This window comes from Pandoraea sp. E26, assembly GCF_000681415.1.
Classification (GTDB): domain Bacteria; phylum Pseudomonadota; class Gammaproteobacteria; order Burkholderiales; family Burkholderiaceae; genus Pandoraea; species Pandoraea pnomenusa.
In genome coordinates, this window is the sequence record NZ_AYXJ01000009.1 from 44,645 (window position 1) to 59,970 (window position 15,326).

The 15,326-nt window shown below is 63.5% G+C and carries 17 protein-coding genes; 9 read left to right on the plus strand and 8 right to left on the minus strand.

Translation table 11 applies throughout. The features are described 5' to 3' along the window. Nucleotides 1-9: 9 nt before the first annotated feature. The 5 genes from W930_RS0105665 to W930_RS26240 all read right to left on the minus strand — a co-directional run bounded on the left by W930_RS0105665 (nt 10) and on the right by W930_RS26240 (nt 5,578). Complete coding sequence (locus W930_RS0105665; RefSeq protein WP_023874309.1) at nt 10-1,407, minus strand: MFS transporter; 1,398 nt, start codon at nt 1,405-1,407, stop codon at nt 10-12. Between the two features lie 105 nt (nt 1,408-1,512). Next, complete coding sequence (locus W930_RS26235) at nt 1,513-3,024, minus strand: amidase (protein WP_023874310.1); 1,512 nt, start codon at nt 3,022-3,024, stop codon at nt 1,513-1,515. Further along, nucleotides 2,999-3,328 carry a hypothetical protein gene (locus W930_RS0105675; protein WP_023874311.1) on the minus strand — a complete coding sequence of 110 codons (330 nt, stop codon included), beginning with the start codon at nt 3,326-3,328 and terminating at the stop codon, nt 2,999-3,001. The genes W930_RS26235 and W930_RS0105675 overlap by 26 nt, the downstream gene beginning before the upstream one ends. A gap of 125 nt (nt 3,329-3,453) precedes the next feature. Further along, nucleotides 3,454-3,963 (minus strand): MaoC family dehydratase, encoded by a 510-nt coding sequence (locus W930_RS0105680; RefSeq protein WP_023596038.1) that lies wholly within the window; start codon nt 3,961-3,963, stop codon nt 3,454-3,456. A 229-nt stretch (nt 3,964-4,192) separates the two neighbouring features. Next, nucleotides 4,193-5,578 (minus strand): carboxymuconolactone decarboxylase family protein, encoded by a 1,386-nt coding sequence (locus W930_RS26240; RefSeq protein ID WP_072619101.1) that lies wholly within the window; start codon nt 5,576-5,578, stop codon nt 4,193-4,195. Between the two features lie 91 nt (nt 5,579-5,669). Between W930_RS26240 and W930_RS0105690 the strand changes: the two genes are divergently transcribed. The 3 genes from W930_RS0105690 to W930_RS0105700 all read left to right on the plus strand — a co-directional run bounded on the left by W930_RS0105690 (nt 5,670) and on the right by W930_RS0105700 (nt 7,798). Beyond that, entirely contained in the window at nt 5,670-6,587 is a 918-nt protein-coding gene (locus tag W930_RS0105690) for a LysR family transcriptional regulator (protein WP_023874313.1), read from the plus strand. A 123-nt stretch (nt 6,588-6,710) separates the two neighbouring features. Continuing rightward, nucleotides 6,711-7,307, plus strand: coding sequence for a TetR/AcrR family transcriptional regulator (locus W930_RS0105695; RefSeq protein WP_023874314.1), 597 nt, complete (start codon nt 6,711-6,713; stop codon nt 7,305-7,307). Between the two features lie 11 nt (nt 7,308-7,318). Continuing rightward, complete coding sequence (locus W930_RS0105700; RefSeq protein ID WP_023874315.1) at nt 7,319-7,798, plus strand: nuclear transport factor 2 family protein; 480 nt, start codon at nt 7,319-7,321, stop codon at nt 7,796-7,798. 83 nt (nt 7,799-7,881) lie between these two features. Here W930_RS0105700 and W930_RS0105705 read toward each other — a convergent pair whose 3' ends face one another. After that, on the minus strand, nt 7,882-8,550 hold the full coding sequence (locus W930_RS0105705) for a carbonic anhydrase (RefSeq protein WP_023874316.1): 669 nt from the start codon (nt 8,548-8,550) through the stop codon (nt 7,882-7,884). Nucleotides 8,551-8,893: 343 nt separating this feature from the next. Here W930_RS0105705 and W930_RS0105710 point away from each other — a divergent pair, with 343 nt between their 5' ends. The 3 genes from W930_RS0105710 to W930_RS29485 all read left to right on the plus strand — a co-directional run bounded on the left by W930_RS0105710 (nt 8,894) and on the right by W930_RS29485 (nt 10,699). Beyond that, on the plus strand, nt 8,894-9,862 hold the full coding sequence (locus W930_RS0105710) for a MerR family transcriptional regulator (RefSeq protein WP_158516333.1): 969 nt from the start codon (nt 8,894-8,896) through the stop codon (nt 9,860-9,862). 119 nt (nt 9,863-9,981) lie between these two features. After that, nucleotides 9,982-10,557 carry a lipocalin family protein gene (locus W930_RS0105715; RefSeq protein WP_023874318.1) on the plus strand — a complete coding sequence of 192 codons (576 nt, stop codon included), beginning with the start codon at nt 9,982-9,984 and terminating at the stop codon, nt 10,555-10,557. Between the two features lies 1 nt (nt 10,558). Further along, complete coding sequence (locus tag W930_RS29485) at nt 10,559-10,699, plus strand: DUF2256 domain-containing protein (protein ID WP_072619102.1); 141 nt, start codon at nt 10,559-10,561, stop codon at nt 10,697-10,699. 35 nt (nt 10,700-10,734) lie between these two features. On the opposite strand, the gene W930_RS26245 is transcribed toward W930_RS29485, so the two are convergent. Together W930_RS26245 and W930_RS0105725 are read right to left on the minus strand one after the other, a co-directional pair. Then, a complete protein-coding gene (locus W930_RS26245) occupies nt 10,735-11,664 on the minus strand; it encodes an alpha/beta hydrolase (protein ID WP_023874319.1) in 930 nt (309 codons plus the stop codon). Nucleotides 11,665-11,793: 129 nt separating this feature from the next. Beyond that, on the minus strand, nt 11,794-12,378 hold the full coding sequence (locus tag W930_RS0105725; protein ID WP_023596029.1) for a fasciclin domain-containing protein: 585 nt from the start codon (nt 12,376-12,378) through the stop codon (nt 11,794-11,796). A gap of 193 nt (nt 12,379-12,571) precedes the next feature. On the opposite strand from W930_RS0105725, the gene W930_RS0105730 reads away from it, so the two are divergent. The 3 genes from W930_RS0105730 to W930_RS0105740 all read left to right on the plus strand — a co-directional run bounded on the left by W930_RS0105730 (nt 12,572) and on the right by W930_RS0105740 (nt 15,187). Beyond that, nucleotides 12,572-13,363, plus strand: a complete 792-nt coding sequence (locus W930_RS0105730) for a DUF1295 domain-containing protein (RefSeq protein ID WP_023874320.1) — start codon at nt 12,572-12,574, stop codon at nt 13,361-13,363. A gap of 31 nt (nt 13,364-13,394) precedes the next feature. Beyond that, entirely contained in the window at nt 13,395-14,510 is a 1,116-nt protein-coding gene (locus W930_RS0105735; protein ID WP_023874321.1) for a cyclopropane-fatty-acyl-phospholipid synthase family protein, read from the plus strand. Between the two features lie 83 nt (nt 14,511-14,593). Then, nucleotides 14,594-15,187 carry a lipocalin family protein gene (locus W930_RS0105740; protein ID WP_048806643.1) on the plus strand — a complete coding sequence of 198 codons (594 nt, stop codon included), beginning with the start codon at nt 14,594-14,596 and terminating at the stop codon, nt 15,185-15,187. Nucleotides 15,188-15,326: the final 139 nt, after the last annotated feature.

A 15,326-nucleotide genomic window follows, 5' to 3' on the forward strand; every position in this document is an offset into this window, starting at 1 on the left:
GTGTTGGGGCTAGTGCTCGGCATGCATGGCAGCGGTTGTGGCGGTGCCACCGAGACTGGCGTCGCTGGGCACGCTGATATCTTCGAGCGACTGTTGATTGGTTTCCACGCGCAGTACCAGCAGCGCGACGATCAACAGGCCAAGCACGCCGCTCACCATCGCCAGCACACCGGAAATGCCGAAGTGCTGGAACAGGGCGACTGCCAGATACGGCGTGCTCATCGATGCCGCACGGCCGCATACGCCGGCAAAGCCCGTACCGCGCAGACGGAACGCCGTGGGGAACAACTCGGGGATATAACCGTACAGACCGAGCGTGACGATCGTGTAGATCGACGTCACGAGGCAGAAGCCGACGATCGAGATCGACATCGCATCACGCATCTGGGGGTACAGGAAGCCGAGCACGATCGTGGCCGCCGAGAACAACACGAGGCCGCGCTGCCGCCCGAGGCGATCGCCGAGCAGATAGCCGACCAACGCACCGCCCGGGGCACCGAAGGCCATCAGCGTCGTGAATCCGAGCGACTGCACCACCGTCAAGCCTTGCTTGACGAAGAACGTCGGCAGCCAGGCCACGAAGCCATACACGGCCACATTGATCGCGACACAGGTGAGCGCGGCGGTGAGCGTTCGGCCGATCACGGGCTTCGAGAACAGCACCGACAGGGGCACGTTGCGTGCCATCACCGGCTGTGCGGGCGGCACCGGCGGGAGCGCGCCGAACTGACGCTTCACCTGACCCTCGATGTCGGCGAGCGTGGCTTCTGCTTCCTGGGTGCGACCCACCGATTCGAGCCAACGCGGCGATTCCGGCATGCGCTTGCGCATGATCCAGATGGCGAGCGCGCCCGCGCCTGCGATAGCGAACATCCAGCGCCAGCCGAGGTTCGGGATCACGATGTACCCGACACTCGTGGCGATCAGCAGGCCCGAATTGATGATGAGCCCCATCAACGAAATCCAGCGCCCCCGATAGGCCGGCGGCACGAATTCGCAGAGCGTACCGGCGGCCACGACAAGCTCCGCGCCAAGGCCCAGGCCCATGATGAAACGCAGCACGATCAGCGTGGGCATGTTCGGCGCGAAGCACGCGAGCAGCGAGGCGATGCCGAACACGGCGAGATTGATCTGGTAGGAATAGCGTCGACCGAAACGGTCACCCACGTAACCGGCCAGCGCCGAGCCGATCAGCATGCCGAAGAACGTGGCCGAGATGAAGGCCGCGTTGAGCTGTAGTGTCGAGAAGCCGCTCTTGACCAGCGCCGCGAGCACCCCGGCGGCGAGATAGACATCGAAGGCGTCGAGTAGCGCGCCACCACTGATGAGTCCGAGAATCTTCCAGTGAAACCTCGCCAGGGGAAGCCGGTCGAGCCGGGCCCCTGCGTTGACGGAGGTTGCGTTCATACGGTTGTCTCCTGAACGTTGGCGGCATCCGTTCGTCTGAAGCGAACGTAATGCGAGCAAAAAATGACGTGCGGCGAACGACGGCGTCCTCGTTCCCGGCTTGCGTTACTCCATCCTTTCCATCGATGACTGCGACACTGGCGATCCCGCCGTATCAAGACCCGCCGGCATCGCTGCGCGGTCGAGCGGTCCAACTCGGTTCACCGACGGCAGATGCCAGCCGGTGTGTTGTTGCAACTGGTGTGCGAGACGCAGCAGCGCGGCTTCGCGCCATGCGCGACCGATCAACTGAACTCCGGTCGGCAATCCGTTCTGTGTGCGTCCCGCCGGCAAGGCAACCGCTGGCAGACCGAGGTAGTTGATGCCGCGTGTCCAGTACGAGAAGTCGCCGAAGCGTCGCTCAATCGCGTCCGCGTCGCCGTCGAGCGTCTCGGCAATCGTCGGCACCGCATACGGCAAGGTCGGCAGCAGCAACGCTTGTGCCCCTGCCAGATAGCGTTCGACGAACGATTGCGAGTAGCCGGCACGCAGGCGCAGCGCGTCGACGTAACGGGTGGCCGGATACAGCAGGCCGCGCTCCAGCCGGCGCAACACCTGCTCGCCGTAGGCGTCTCGACGCTCACGCAGCCACGGACCGTGGATCGACGCGGCCTCGGCGCCGAGCATCAGCGTGGCCAGCGCTCCGGCCTCGCGCAGATCGGGCAGCGGGACTTGGCGAATCGTCACGCCACAGGCTTCGAGCGCCTGCTTCACCCCGGCAACGGCCGCACGAATTTCGTCGGAGATCAGCGCCGAGGCGTCGAACTCGGGCACTGCAACGACATCGCGATCGCTCAAGGGTTGCGCCAACGCGCGCGTGAAGTCGCGCGCCTGACTGACGAGGCAATGAGGATCGTTGGCGTCCGGCCCCCAGATGGTTTCAAGCACCGCCGCCGCGTCTGCCGCGGTACGTGCCAGCACGCCAACACAATCGAGGCTCGGCGACAGCGGCATCACGCCGTGCGTGGAGACCGCGTGCTGGGTCGGCTTGATGCCGGTGACGCCATTGACTGCTGCGGGAATTCGAACCGAGCCCCCGGTATCGGAGCCGAGGGCGGCGAACGCCAGGCCACGCGCGACGGCCACGCCGCTGCCGCTGGACGACCCGCCACTGACGTGATCCGGCGACCAGGCGTTGCGGCCGTGCCCGAGATGCGCGTTGAAGCCTGTCGGGCTCATGGCAAACTCCGCCATGTGCAAGGCACCGAGGTCCACGGCGCCCGCGGCATCGAGACGCGAGAGCACCGTGGCCGTCTGCGACGGCCGATGCCCGGCGAGGATGCGACTGCCGCATTCGCTCAGTTCGCCGGCGCGGAAAAACATGTCCTTGTGCGCGAGGATTGCCCCAAGCAAGCGGCGGTTGGGCTGCGCGACCTCGTCGCGGATCGCATGGTCGACGGCTCGTGCCTGATCGAGAGCGGAATCGTTGCGCAGGCGCACGAAGCCGCCCGCCAGGCCGGCCGCCCTCGCCTCATCGAGCGCGACGGTCGTGCGTTCGACGCAAGCGGCGCCGGACAAGTCGCGCACCACCGCGGCGTCCGTCGCCGGGCCGTTATCCTTGGCGTGCAGCGTTCGCATCGTTTGTCTCCTGCTGGCGCAGCGTGGCATGGAAGGCATCGGGCGTCAGCCAGTCGAGCGCGCGCGCGGCCCCTGCCGCGGCGTCGGTAATGCCATGCGCGGCATTGACGAGTGCGAGCGCATGCACCGGACTCAGGGGCGCCGAGCCGAACTGATCGACCCAGCGCGCGGCGCTGGTGGCGTCGGGTTCGCCGGATCCTTCGGCAGAGGGCGCGGAACGGTACGCGGTCCGACCGGCGTCTCGGGATTGCCCGAGCGAGTCGGATTTCGGCGCTGTACCCCCTTGCGGGATATTGCCTTGCATCCTTACCTCCATCGCCACGCCATCACGGCGAGCCGTAACGCGGGTGTGAAGCGGCGGGTGCCAAGCGTCTCAGGGCACCCCGCGTGATGTCGATTGGAACTACCGTGTGAGCCGCACTGCCCTGCTCAGTCGCCGACACCGTGGCCGCGTTTCGGAATCAGTGCGCTGCGCACGAACTCCATGACCTGCACGCCGTGCTGGTTGAAGGCGCGGGTATGCACGGTGACGATACCCTGCGTGGGACGCGAGCGCGATTCGCGCTTTTCAAGCACCTGCGATTCGGCGTAGAGCGTGTCGTTGCAGAACACCGGGGCGGTGAGCTTGATCTCTTTCCAGCCCAGGTTGGCAATGGCTTTTCCGCTCACGTCGTTGACGGTCATGCCGAGCACGATGGCGACGGTCAGGCCGCTGTTGACGAGCAATTGGCCGAATTCGCTCTTGGCTGCATGCGCGGCATCGCAATGCATCGGATGGAAATTCATCGTCAGCAGCGAGAAGTGGATATTGTCGGCTTCCGTGATGGTGCGCCCGGGGCGATGCTCATAGATGTCGCCAATCTCGAAGTCCTCGAGATAGCGCCCGTAGCTCGCGCGAATGCGTCGGGTGGTCTCCGTCTGGGGTTGTAGTCCGTCCATGTCTCCCTCCTCCTGAATACGATGCTTGGCCAGGTCTACCGACTTTGTTCGGTGTTTATTGCTTTGTACGGACAAAGTATTGGCGAAAGAAAATCGGAAGTCAAGATGATGGGAAACCCTTAGCGGAGGGTTCGACGACCCGGCCGGGTGGGCTTGGCGTCGGCGAACGGTGCGTCGCCGTCGCGCGGCGGGCACCGTCAGGTGCCGCGGCCGTGATCAGCGTCGGATTTCATTGCCGTTCTGCCGCCGCCTTTTGGCCGTTGTCGCCGCGCTTTCTGAATTCCTCGCCAACGACGCGCATGCTTTCCTCAACGGCAGGATATCCACGGTAAGGCAGGACGTTTAGCAGCGTCTCGACGATTTCCGCCGGCGTCGCGCCCGCAGTCAGGGCCGCATTCACATGGACCCGCAGCGGCGTCTGCGTCGCCTTGCTTCCCACCGCGGCGAGCGCTGAGCATGCGGCAAGTTCGCGCGTTATCGCGTTGAGCCCCGCACGGCTGAAGATGTCGCCGTAGGAGTGCTCGATGATCGCGCGGCCGATATCCGGAGCCAGGTCGTTGAAGCTGTTGACCACGGTCGCGCCCGCTTGGGCGGAAGTCTTGGCGAGTGTCGCCAGTCCGCGTTCATGGCGAGCCGCGCGAGTTTCAGAGACGATGGCATTCCCGCCTACCCTGCCGCGTGCCCCTTCCCGCTCTTGTGGGTCTGTCTTCGTGAAGACGGCGTTCGCAATGCCAAAGGCATTGAGCGCGCTGGGGAATCCGGCATAGATCGCCAGTTGCATCAGCGCTTCGGTGATTTCCGTGGGGGACAGGCCCGCCTTGACGCCGGCTTCGATATGAAGGCGCAACAGATCATCGCGATTGCCCGCGGCGCCGAGCATCGAGACGATCGCGATCTGTCTTGTCTTTGGATCGAGTCCCTTGCGGCCGAATATCTCACCGAACGCAAACTCGACCGACCAGCGGGCGAGCTCAGGTGAAGTGCCTTGCAGCGCTTCCATGTACGCCTCGGGATTGGCCATCAGTTCGTCGAGCACCTCGAGGCCCCGCTGGTATCGTGCTGCGCCATCGTCGGACGCCGGGTCCGGCGGATCGAAAACAAGACCGCGCTCTCGAAAAATCTCGCGAACGATGCCCACCGCATTGATCGCGACCGGAAAACCCAGAATTGCGATCGCCAGGAAAAGCATTTCGACCAGTTCCGCCGGCTCGCCGCCAACATTGAGGAAGCCGGTCATGTGATATTTCAGCTGTGGCTGCACGCTGCCATTGGTCATCAATGCGGCAACGGTGGCGACCTGGCGAAGGCTCAGATCCAGCCCGGGCCGCGAGAGGATGTCTCCATAGGCAAATTCAACCGTGAATCGTGCCAAATCCGGGGCGACCTGCGCCAGACGGTGGATCGGGATATCGTAGCCCGCGCCACCGATCCGCTTGAGTACCTCGGTACCTCGGGAATAACGTTCTGCACGGGTTTCGCCAGCGCATGCACTAAAGAGAGTCGCCAAGTCTGGCTGGGCCTCGGATTCGCTCATCCGTGGCATGCCTTCGGCGTCCAGCATCTTTCCGGCTGCGGGAGTGCTCTGCAAAGTATCTCTGCGATTGCGCGTTTCCATGTCTGATCAGCTCCTTGTTGAATTCAGTAGCCCCGAGCATATGGGCACAAGGGGCCATTGGCTAAGACCAAATTCGTGATACCTTTTCTGCATGAGGATACGAATCGATCTGCGCCAGTTGGAGTGCTTCGTTGCCGTGGCCGAGGAAGGCACGTTCCGCGCCGCGGCTGAGCGACTGCACATGTCGCAACCGCCGCTAAGCCGTCAGGTGAAGCAGCTCGAGAGCGAACTCGGAGTGACATTGCTCAATCGCGACTCGGCGGGCGCGCAACTTACGCCGGCGGGCCGCGCCTTCCTGAAGGGAGCCAGGAAGACGTTGCGTCAAGCCGCGGAGGCGGTCGAAACCGCACGGCAGTATTCCACGAGCACGTCCCGGCAGCTCAAGATTGGTTACACGAAGGTGTTTGATCCGGAGGTCTTCCCTTCTCTCGAGCCCGCCTTCAAGAAGGCGGTTCCTGACGGGGCTCTGGTTGTCGTTGCGGGCGTTTCCGTCGAACTTATCCGGCGCCTGCAGCGCGGCGCGCTTGACGTGGCCTTGATCGGACTGCCCAGCGCAACAGGGGAACTGGTGGTTGAACAGTTGCATAAAGAGCCGCTGGTCGCGGTCATCCCTGCACGGCATCCGCTCGCGCGGCACAAAGTCCTGTCGATCGCGCAGTTGAAGGACCAAACACTGTTCTGGCCGCAGCGCCGGACAAATCCCGGATTCTTCGATCATTACGAGGAAGTTTTTGCAAAGCTAGGGCATGCGCCGAGCCGCAGACTCGTGGAACCCGTGGATCATCACTTGCTGCTGGCCGAGGTGGCGAACGGACGGGGCATTGGTTTCATCCCGAAATCGATGACCAAAGTGCGGCGCGCCGGGGCGACTTTCAGGCCGCTCAAGGAAAAGGAATTCTGGATCGGATTTGGCCTCGCCTACAGGAATGCGCAACACGGATCGGACCTCGAAGCATTGTTGCGCATCGTGCGGCGCCAAACGGCTAAGCGCTCCCCGGACATGGATTAGCCGCAGCCGTGCTGTTCGTCCCGCGGCGCTTCCGGCGCTGTTACAGCGCCCAGTGAAAATCGCGTTGACTCGGGAGAATGATCGTTCTACACTCTGGGGAACGATCATTCTCCCTGTTGCGTGATGACTTCCTCCAGCCAAGCCGCCGATCTCTCTCCGGCTCAACTCGCGCTCCTCGACACGACGGAGCGCCTGGTCTACGCGGGCGGCATCCACGCGACGGGCGTCGATGCCATCGTCAAGGAGTCGGGCGTGGTACGCAAGACGCTATACCGGCACTATCCGAACAAGGAGGCATTGGTTGAGGCTGCGCTCCTGCGGCGTGACGAGCGCTGGATGCAATGGTTCATTGCGGCGACATCGACAAGAGACGATCCCGTCGAGCGCCTGCAGTCGTGTTTCGACGCGCTTCGCGCATGGTTCGCCTCCGAGGGCTTCCACGGCTGCGCGTTCCTGAACGCGGCCGGCGAGATCGGCGACCCGGCCAACAGCATCCGGCGGGTGTCGCAATGGCACAAACTGCGTTTGCGCGACTACCTGCGCGAACTTACCGCCGCGAGCGGCTTGCCCGAGCCCGATTCGCTTGCGGACGAGTTGCTTGTCCTGATTGACGGCGCGATTTCGGTTGCGCTCGTTTTCGGCGGCACTGAAGCCGCCGACACTGCCGCACGCGTAGCGTGCCGGCTTCTTGCCGTGCCCCAACCCAAACCCAAACTTTGAGGTCACCCATCGTGTCATCCACAAACGAAACCCGCCCGCCGCTTCCGCCGTTCACGCTTGAAACCGCAATTCAGAAAGTTCGCCTCGCCGAGGACGGATGGAACAGCCGCGACGCCGCCAAGGTCGCGCTCGCGTACAGCGTCGATACGAAATGGCGCAACCGGGCCGAGTTCGTGAACAACCGTGCCGACGCCCAGGCATTCCTCGAACGCAAATGGGCCAAGGAGCTCGAGTATCGCCTGATCAAGGAGTTGTGGGCCTTCACCGATAACCGGATTGCGGTGCGCTACGCGTACGAATGGCGGGACGATTCCGGCAACTGGTTCCGCTCGTACGGCAACGAGAATTGGGAGTTCGGCCCGGACGGTCTGATGTCGAATCGCTATTCCAGCATCAACGATCTGCCAATCAAGGCGTCCGAGCGCAAGTTCCACTGGCCGCTCGGGCGCCGGCCCGACGATCATCCGGGACTGTCCGATCTCGGCCTCTGAGGTTCACGTCGGGCCAGCCCCCGCCGCATGAGGGGTTCGGCGGATGCTGAGTCAGGGCAGTCCCGCGATGCCGAATCTCGGCCTCACCTTGTCGGATTGTCGTCGGGGCGGCGGGACGCGACGGCCACCGTGCTGGGTGAATCCGCAAGCGAGACGAACTTGCGTGTGGTGCCGTCAAGCGCAACGATGCCGCCGCTTTCAATGTCGTAGACCCAACCGTGCAGGGTCATGCGCCCCTGCTCCAGCGCGAGCGCCACCGACGGATGGGTGCGAAGGTTTGCCAGTTGCGCAATCACGTTCTCGCGCACCAGACCGTCGAGCTTGGCGCGCGGATCGTCGAACGTGTGCGCGGCATTGATCGCTTTCGCGGCGTCTGCGTGACGCAACCAGTTGGCGACGGCCGGCATGTGGTCCAGACAGGTGCAGCGAGAGATGGCGCCCATGGCGCCGCAGTCCGAGTGACCGCAAATCACAATGTCCTGCACGCCCAACACCGCGACCGCATATTCGACGGTAGCGGAAACCCCACCGGGCTCAGGACCGTACGACGGCACAATGTTGCCTGCGTTGCGTATGACGAACAGCTCACCCGGCTCACGCTGCGTCAACAGTTCGGGAACGACGCGGCTGTCCGAGCAGGTGACAAAGAGTGCCTTGGGGTTTTGACTCGTGGCGAGCTGCTTGAAAAGCTCGGCACGTTGAGGAAACGCCTCGCGCTGAAAGCGCAGGAAGCCGTCGATGATGTCACGCATTACGAATCTCTGGAAAAAAGACGTCGCGCGACGGCGATCGCTTCGGCGAAACGATGATCCACCCGCGACCGGTCCCCATTATCCCTGATCCGCACGCGCACGCCGATATGCCTGTATCGCGCGGTGTCGATTCCGGGCGTCGTTCACCTGCCGCAGCGCACGGTAACCTCGTGACACGCGCATTTCGAACACTGCTGACCGCGACGCCGAGTCTAATTTCAAACTCACGCCGTGAGGCGACACATTGAATGAGTCAATTTATTGACTCGATCGGGCCCGCGAGTTAAGGTTTGAGAGAAGGTGCATTTTTTGAAATGACAACAAGCTCGGGATGGAAGACACGGTGAATTCAGTTCGGCGTTATCGAAGTGGCGAGGCCGCAAAGCTCGTCGACATGCCGGCCGCCACGTTGCGGATCTGGGAACAGCGATATGGCGTGATTTCGCCGCCCACGAGTGCCTCGGGGCAGCGTCTTTATTCCGACGTCGATGTGAGCCGTCTGAGAACGATCAAGTCGCTGGTCGACAAGGGCCACGCGATCAGCGCCATCGCGCATCTCGACAACGCGCAGTTGGGCCGATTGGCGAGTGGCGCCGCCGTGGCCGCCGCTTCGGTGGACGCGTCGCACGGCGCCAATCTCTTCATCGTGGGCTTTGGCGAAGGCGTCTCGATCGAGTTGCCCGAGGGCGTCACGCATCAGGCATTTCATCAAGCCGAAGAGATTCCTGTCGCCGAAGATTCGAGCGGCACGCCTCGCGGCATGGTCGTGCGGGTCGAGGCGCTGCACGAAGACACGGTGATGTCCGTCGTCGCGGCGGCGCGTCGGGCGCATTGCGATCACGTGCTTGTCGTCTACGCATTCGGCACGCGGCGTGCCGTCGATCTTGCGCGCCTTGAAGGCATGCAGCTCGCGCGCACGTCCGATGCCCTGCTCCATGCCCACGACGTACTTTTCGATTTCGTGCAGTCGATGGCGCACAAGGATGGCGTCGGCTCGAGTCGGGAACGGCTCTGGTCAAGGTCGCCGCGCCGGTTCGATGAAGCCACCCTGACCCGACTGGCGCAACAGTCGACGACGATCGCTTGCGAATGTCCGAAGCACCTGGTCGAGTTGGTGATGCAGATCGCCGCCTTCGAGCGCTACAGCGACGAATGCGTGTCGCGCTCCGCCGCCGACGCCCTGCTCCACCAGCATCTGGGCGATGCCGCCAACCGTGCCGTGGCGCTGTTCGAAGACGCGCTGGCCGCGGTTGTCGAGCAAGAGGGCTGGTCGGTGCCGGCGGCCGCTCCACGCCACATGTCCGAGGACTGAGCCCTCCCTGCGCATGTAGGTCGCAAGGGATGGATCATGCCGATACCATGGGCTGTGCATCCTGCCGATTCCGGACCGATTCCGAACGTTTTCTTTTCATCAACGCTTTGAGGTACGCCATGAGAGACAACATTCGCACCAAGGCATCATTGCGCTTGCCGCTGTTGGGTCTGATCTCGTTTGCGCTGATTTTCCTGTCCGCCTGCGCGAGCACAAAGCCGCCGCCGGGTGTCGTTCCCGTATCGCCTTTCGATATCGGGCGCTACGAGGGCCGCTGGTATGAATTGGCACGACTGGACCATTCGTTCGAGCGTGGCATGACCGACGTCTCAGCAACGTACACGCGTGAGCCGGACGGCACGGTCAAGGTGCAGAATCGCGGATTCGATCCGGCAAGCGGACGCTGGAAGGAGGCGATCGGCAAGGCCCGCTTCACTGGCGCGCCTGATGTCGCCTCGTTGAAGGTATCGTTCTTCGGGCCGTTTTACGGTGGTTATCATGTCGCCGCCCTCGATCCCGACTATCGATGGGCGCTGGTGCTCGGACCCGACACCGGTTACTGCTGGATCCTGGCCCGGGAGAAGCATCTCGACGACGCACAGCTGAAGCAGATCGTGGCGCGCGCGCGGGCGCTGGGCGTCGATACGGCGTCGCTGATCTGGGTGAGCCACAATCGCACCGACCCTGCGCAGTGATATGCATCGCAAGCCTTTTCTGCCAAGCAAGGTCTGCCAGACGTGCGGCCGTCCGTTCGTGTGGCGAAAACGATGGGCAAGGACATGGGACGACGTGAAGTACTGCTCCGAGCGTTGTCGTCGACATCGGGCCCCGGCATGACACCGGGCAGCAAGGGTCGCGCAGGCGGCAACGCTTCACCGGGGCGACATCTGGCCAGCGGCGACCCGGTCCGTCTGCGTGCAGGCCACACGGGTTGCGCGCTGTGAATTTCCGTTCACGAACGCGGCGATGTCGCTCAGCACCGGGAAGAATCGGCGCAGCGGCGCGCTGATCGCACCCAGCATCAACGCGTGACCAAGGTCGTAGTGCCGAATCTCGACCTTGGCCCGCATCTCTCGCAACCGCTGCCCGAATCGAGTGGTGTTTCCCGGCTCGACAATGCGGTCAGCGTCCCCCACCCCCAGAAACATCGGCGGCTCCCGTCCCGTGACGAACCGGATCGGCTGGCTCGCGTCACGCACGGGCGCCGGGAAGACCCGGCGAAGCGCCGCGCTTTGCAGCGGCAGGAAATCGTAAGGGCCGGCCAGCCCAACTACACCCGAGACCGCGCATGTCGTGAGGCCGGCGCCGAGCAGGTATCGTTCGTCGGTTGCCAGCAAGGTCGCGATTTGCGCCCCTGCTGAATGCCCCATCAGAAACAGTCGCCCCGGATCGCCGCCGAAATCCCTGGCGTGATCGGCGGCCCATCGCACCGCGCTTGCCGCATCGTCCATGAACGCCGGAAACGTGACCTCGGGATACGTCCGGTAGTCGGGCAGAATCGCCAGAAAGCCCTGCGACGCTAAGGCCTCACCGACGAAGCGGTACTCCGCACGGTCGCCGTTTTGCCAACTGCCGCCATAGAAGAACACGACGACCGGCATACCCCCGACGTCTGCCTCGGCTCGCGTGGGCACATAGACATCGAGCCGTTGCCGCTCCGAATCGCCATAGGCCACATCGGTGACGGCATGGTAGGTCTTGCTTGGCGTGAGCGCGTTGACCATGTTGATCGGCGCGCAGGCGCAAAGTGTCGCGCACGCGGACAGGGCTGAAAGAATGCTGGAGAAATGAAGTTTTGCCATGCGCATGGTGAAGTATTCAGCAGGGAACGCCGGTCCATTTCCCCGCCGGTCGGATGCGCGCGATGAAGCACCTCATCGCGCGGCGGCTGGAAGCGGCGCACTCAACGTGCGCCACTTCGTCACATGTCGTTACGGCAGCAATACCTTGTCGACGACGTGGATCACGCCGTTCGATTGCATGACGTCGCCAATTGTCACGCGTGCGGTATCGCCCTTGTCGTCGGTCACGGTCAGATGGTCGCCCTGTTGCATCACCGTGAGCGAATCGCCTTCGACCGTCTTCAGCATCGCCTTGCCGCCGCCATCGCTTACCGCTTTCATCAGATCCTGGGCCGAGAGGCGGCCCGGCACGACGTGGTAGGTCAGCACCTTGACGAGAGTTGGCTTGCTTTCCGGCTTGAGCAGTCCGTCGACCGTCCCTGCCGGAAGTGCCGCGAAGGCCTCGTTTGTCGGCGCAAAGACCGTAAAAGGACCTGGACCCGAGAGGGTGTCCACGAGTCCCGCCGCCTTCACGGCCGCAACCAGCGTCGTGTGATCCTTCGAGTTGACGGCGTTCTGGACGATGTTCTTCGACGGGTACATGGCCGCACCGCCCACCATGACCGTTGGCTCCTTCGCATCCATGGCGGCTGTGGCCGTGACCGCCTGGAGGCCGGCAGCGGCCCCGACAGACAGGAGTACTGCGAGAAATCCGGCTGACTTGATTGTCTTCATTCGTTCACCCGATTGATGGCGCTTCTCCGATGTGGAAGCCATCACAGATACGGATGACACCGACTTTCGGATGCACCCACCGAGCACATTCTTCGCCGATCGCCCTCAAAAAATTTCTTTATCGAGCGTGCATCCGAAAGCTGCCGATCTACGTATACGTCGCAACGACACTCAATTGCCGGACACATCTCCCATGCTATCGACTGCGGTAGTGACCTTCTGCGGAATGATCTTCGCCTTCGCGTTGGCGTGGCTCCTCCAAAAACGCACGAAAAACGCCGGCCTGGTCGACCCCGTCTGGGCTGCCGCACTCGCTTTGGCGGCGATGTTCGTGGCGGCGCAAGGCACCGGACACGCGCTCAACCGAACGTTCGTCGGCGTGGCCGGCGGGCTGTGGGGCGCACGTCTGGCCCTGCATCTTTGGCGCCGCAACTGGGGCAAGCCGGAAGATGCGCGCTACCGGGTCTTTCGCGAGCGATGGGGGGCGGCGGCCGATCGCAACATGTTCTGGTTCTTCCAGTTCCAGGGTGTGGTGGCGATGCTGCTCGCCGTCGCGTTCTTCGTTCCGGCGTTCAGCGTGCAGGCGGCGTCGCCGCTGAACCTGATCGTCGCCGTCGTCGTCTGGGTGGGGGCGATCATCGGAGAAGCGAGCGCCGATCGCCAGTTGCGCGACTTCGTGAGCGATCCCGCGCATCGCGCACAGGTCTGTCGCAAGGGGTGGTGGCGTTATTCGCGCCACCCCAACTATTTCTTCGAGTGCCTGCATTGGTGCAGCTATGCCGCGCTCTCGATCTCGATGCCGTGGGGCTGGACAACGCTCATTCCCCCGCTGCTCATGGCATGGCTGCTGCTGAAAGTGTCGGGAATCCCGCTGCTGGAGGCGCACCTCATGGCCACGCGCCCGGCATACCGGGAGTACATGCAAACCACCAGCTCGCTGGTTCCCTGGCCCCCGAAATCCTCTCGTCAGACGCGATCGTCATGACGGACGTCGCGCACACATGGAGTTCGACACTATGACTGTCTCCCTTACACGGCCGCCCTCGGCCAGCGCCGACCCGACCGAAGAATCGGGACTCATTCGGCTTTGCGAGCTGGGTGTGGTGCCCGACGCGCTGTTGCGCGCCGGCATGCGTCAGCTGATGCGCCAACGGCTGAAGCAGGAGCACGCGCACGACGTCGAGCGTGGCATGTCGGCGCTGGCCGACCTCGTGAAGGAACTGCGCTCTAGCCCCATCGCGATCGCGTCCCAGGAAGCCAATGCCCAGCATTACGAGGTGCCGAGCGAGTTCTTCCTCGCTCACCTGGGACCTGCGATGAAGTATTCGTGCTGCTACTACGAGTGTGAGGCGACGACACTGGAGCAGGCCGAGCAGGCGATGTTGGCCCGCTATGCCGAGCGCGCTCAGCTTGCCGACGGCCAGCGCATTCTCGACCTCGGCTGCGGATGGGGTTCGCTCGCGCTCTGGCTGGCCGAGCGCTACCCGGGGTCGCAGATCGTCGGGCTGTCCAACTCCCATGGTCAACGCCGTTTCATCGAGGCAACTGCCGCCAAGCGGGGCTTGCGCAACCTTCGGATCGTGACCGGCAATGTGGCCGACTTCGACTTTTCGGACGACGTCCCCGCGCAGTTCGACCGGGTCCTGTCGATCGAGATGTTCGAGCACATGAAGAACTACGGTGCGTTGATGAAGAAGATCGCCCACTGGCTGAACGATCGGGGAATGCTTTTCGTGCACATCTTCGCTCATCGCCATCTGGCCTATCACTTCCAGGACCGTGACGGCTCCGACTGGATGTCGCGCCACTTCTTCACTGGCGGCACCATGCCAAGCGCCGATCTGCTGCTGCACTTCCAGGACGACCTGCGCATCGCCGAGCGCTGGTGGGTGGACGGGAGGCACTACGCGCGCACGGCCAACGATTGGCTGGAAGCGCTCGATGCGTCCAGAGAAACGACGCTGCCGATCCTCGAGGCGAACTATGGGACGCAGGCGCGGCTTCAGTTTCAGCGCTGGCGCATGTTCTACATGGCCGTTGCGGAGTTGTTCGGCTACGCGGGGGGCCAACAGTGGGGTGTGGGGCATTACCTGTTCGAAAAGCGCGGCGCGAACGCAGGAGACGTGGCATGACCGGACATTACACGACCCTTCGCCGGCTTGCGGGCAGGCTCGTCGCTCTGGCACCGCGCATGCAGCGTGCCGCGTCGCAATCGATGTGCGGAGTCTGGGTGGCCGGCGCCGTGCTGGCGTGTGCCACGCTGACCAGTTGCTCCGGCGCACCTCCCAACCCGAATCCGCTCGCCGATGTTCCTCTCAAGGTGGCATCGGTCGATCTGCCCCGTTACATGGGGCGCTGGTACGTCATTGCCAACATTCCCTACTTCGCCGAGCGCGGCTTCGTCGCGAGCCGCGCCGAATGGGTGCTTCGGGAAGACGGGCGCATCGACGATCACTTCTACGGCCGCAAAGGCGGGTTCGACCAACCCGAGAGCCATTACCAGTTTCTCGATAGTGTCGTGCCGGGCAGCGGTGGCGGCCATTGGCGTGTACGACTTTTCTGGCCGATCTACGTCTCCCAACTCACGCTGTACGTAGATCCGGATTATCGCTACACGCTGCTCGGCTACCCGGACAAATCACTCGGCTGGGTATTTTCGCGCGAGCCGACGATGGACGATGCGACGTATCGCTCGTTGCTGACCCGACTCGAGGCCATGGGCTACGACACATCGCGCTTCCGGCGCGTGCCGCAACTGCCGGAACAGCTCGGTCAGCCCGGATTCGCCACGCCGGGGCGCGACGACTGAGCGTCGCAACCCGACGCAGCACACCCGGTTCCGAAATTTTTCTGCATCCGACATGGCCTCGCACACGTATATGACTTCAAGCCCCCACTGCCTCGTTACGGCCGACTTCGCCGTTCGAGCGGCCCACACTGACGGAGAG

Excerpts from the sequence above, each read along its gene's own strand:
- W930_RS0105665 (WP_023874309.1), bottom strand. The coding sequence starts at position 1,407 with ATGAACGCAACCTCCGTCAACGCAGGGGCCCGGCTCGACCGGCTTCCC.
- W930_RS26235 (WP_023874310.1), bottom strand. The coding sequence starts at position 3,024 with ATGCGAACGCTGCACGCCAAGGATAACGGCCCGGCGACGGACGCCGCG.
- W930_RS0105675 (WP_023874311.1), bottom strand. The coding sequence starts at position 3,328 with ATGCAAGGCAATATCCCGCAAGGGGGTACAGCGCCGAAATCCGACTCG.
- W930_RS0105680 (WP_023596038.1), bottom strand. The coding sequence starts at position 3,963 with ATGGACGGACTACAACCCCAGACGGAGACCACCCGACGCATTCGCGCG.
- W930_RS26240 (WP_072619101.1), bottom strand. The coding sequence starts at position 5,578 with ATGGAAACGCGCAATCGCAGAGATACTTTGCAGAGCACTCCCGCAGCC.
- W930_RS0105690 (WP_023874313.1), top strand. The coding sequence starts at position 5,670 with ATGAGGATACGAATCGATCTGCGCCAGTTGGAGTGCTTCGTTGCCGTG.
- W930_RS0105695 (WP_023874314.1), top strand. The coding sequence starts at position 6,711 with ATGACTTCCTCCAGCCAAGCCGCCGATCTCTCTCCGGCTCAACTCGCG.
- W930_RS0105705 (WP_023874316.1), bottom strand. The coding sequence starts at position 8,550 with ATGCGTGACATCATCGACGGCTTCCTGCGCTTTCAGCGCGAGGCGTTT.
- W930_RS0105715 (WP_023874318.1), top strand. The coding sequence starts at position 9,982 with ATGAGAGACAACATTCGCACCAAGGCATCATTGCGCTTGCCGCTGTTG.
- W930_RS29485 (WP_072619102.1), top strand. The coding sequence starts at position 10,559 with ATGCATCGCAAGCCTTTTCTGCCAAGCAAGGTCTGCCAGACGTGCGGC.
- W930_RS26245 (WP_023874319.1), bottom strand. The coding sequence starts at position 11,664 with ATGGCAAAACTTCATTTCTCCAGCATTCTTTCAGCCCTGTCCGCGTGC.
- W930_RS0105725 (WP_023596029.1), bottom strand. The coding sequence starts at position 12,378 with ATGAAGACAATCAAGTCAGCCGGATTTCTCGCAGTACTCCTGTCTGTC.
- W930_RS0105730 (WP_023874320.1), top strand. The coding sequence starts at position 12,572 with ATGCTATCGACTGCGGTAGTGACCTTCTGCGGAATGATCTTCGCCTTC.
- W930_RS0105735 (WP_023874321.1), top strand. The coding sequence starts at position 13,395 with ATGACTGTCTCCCTTACACGGCCGCCCTCGGCCAGCGCCGACCCGACC.
- W930_RS0105740 (WP_048806643.1), top strand. The coding sequence starts at position 14,594 with ATGTGCGGAGTCTGGGTGGCCGGCGCCGTGCTGGCGTGTGCCACGCTG.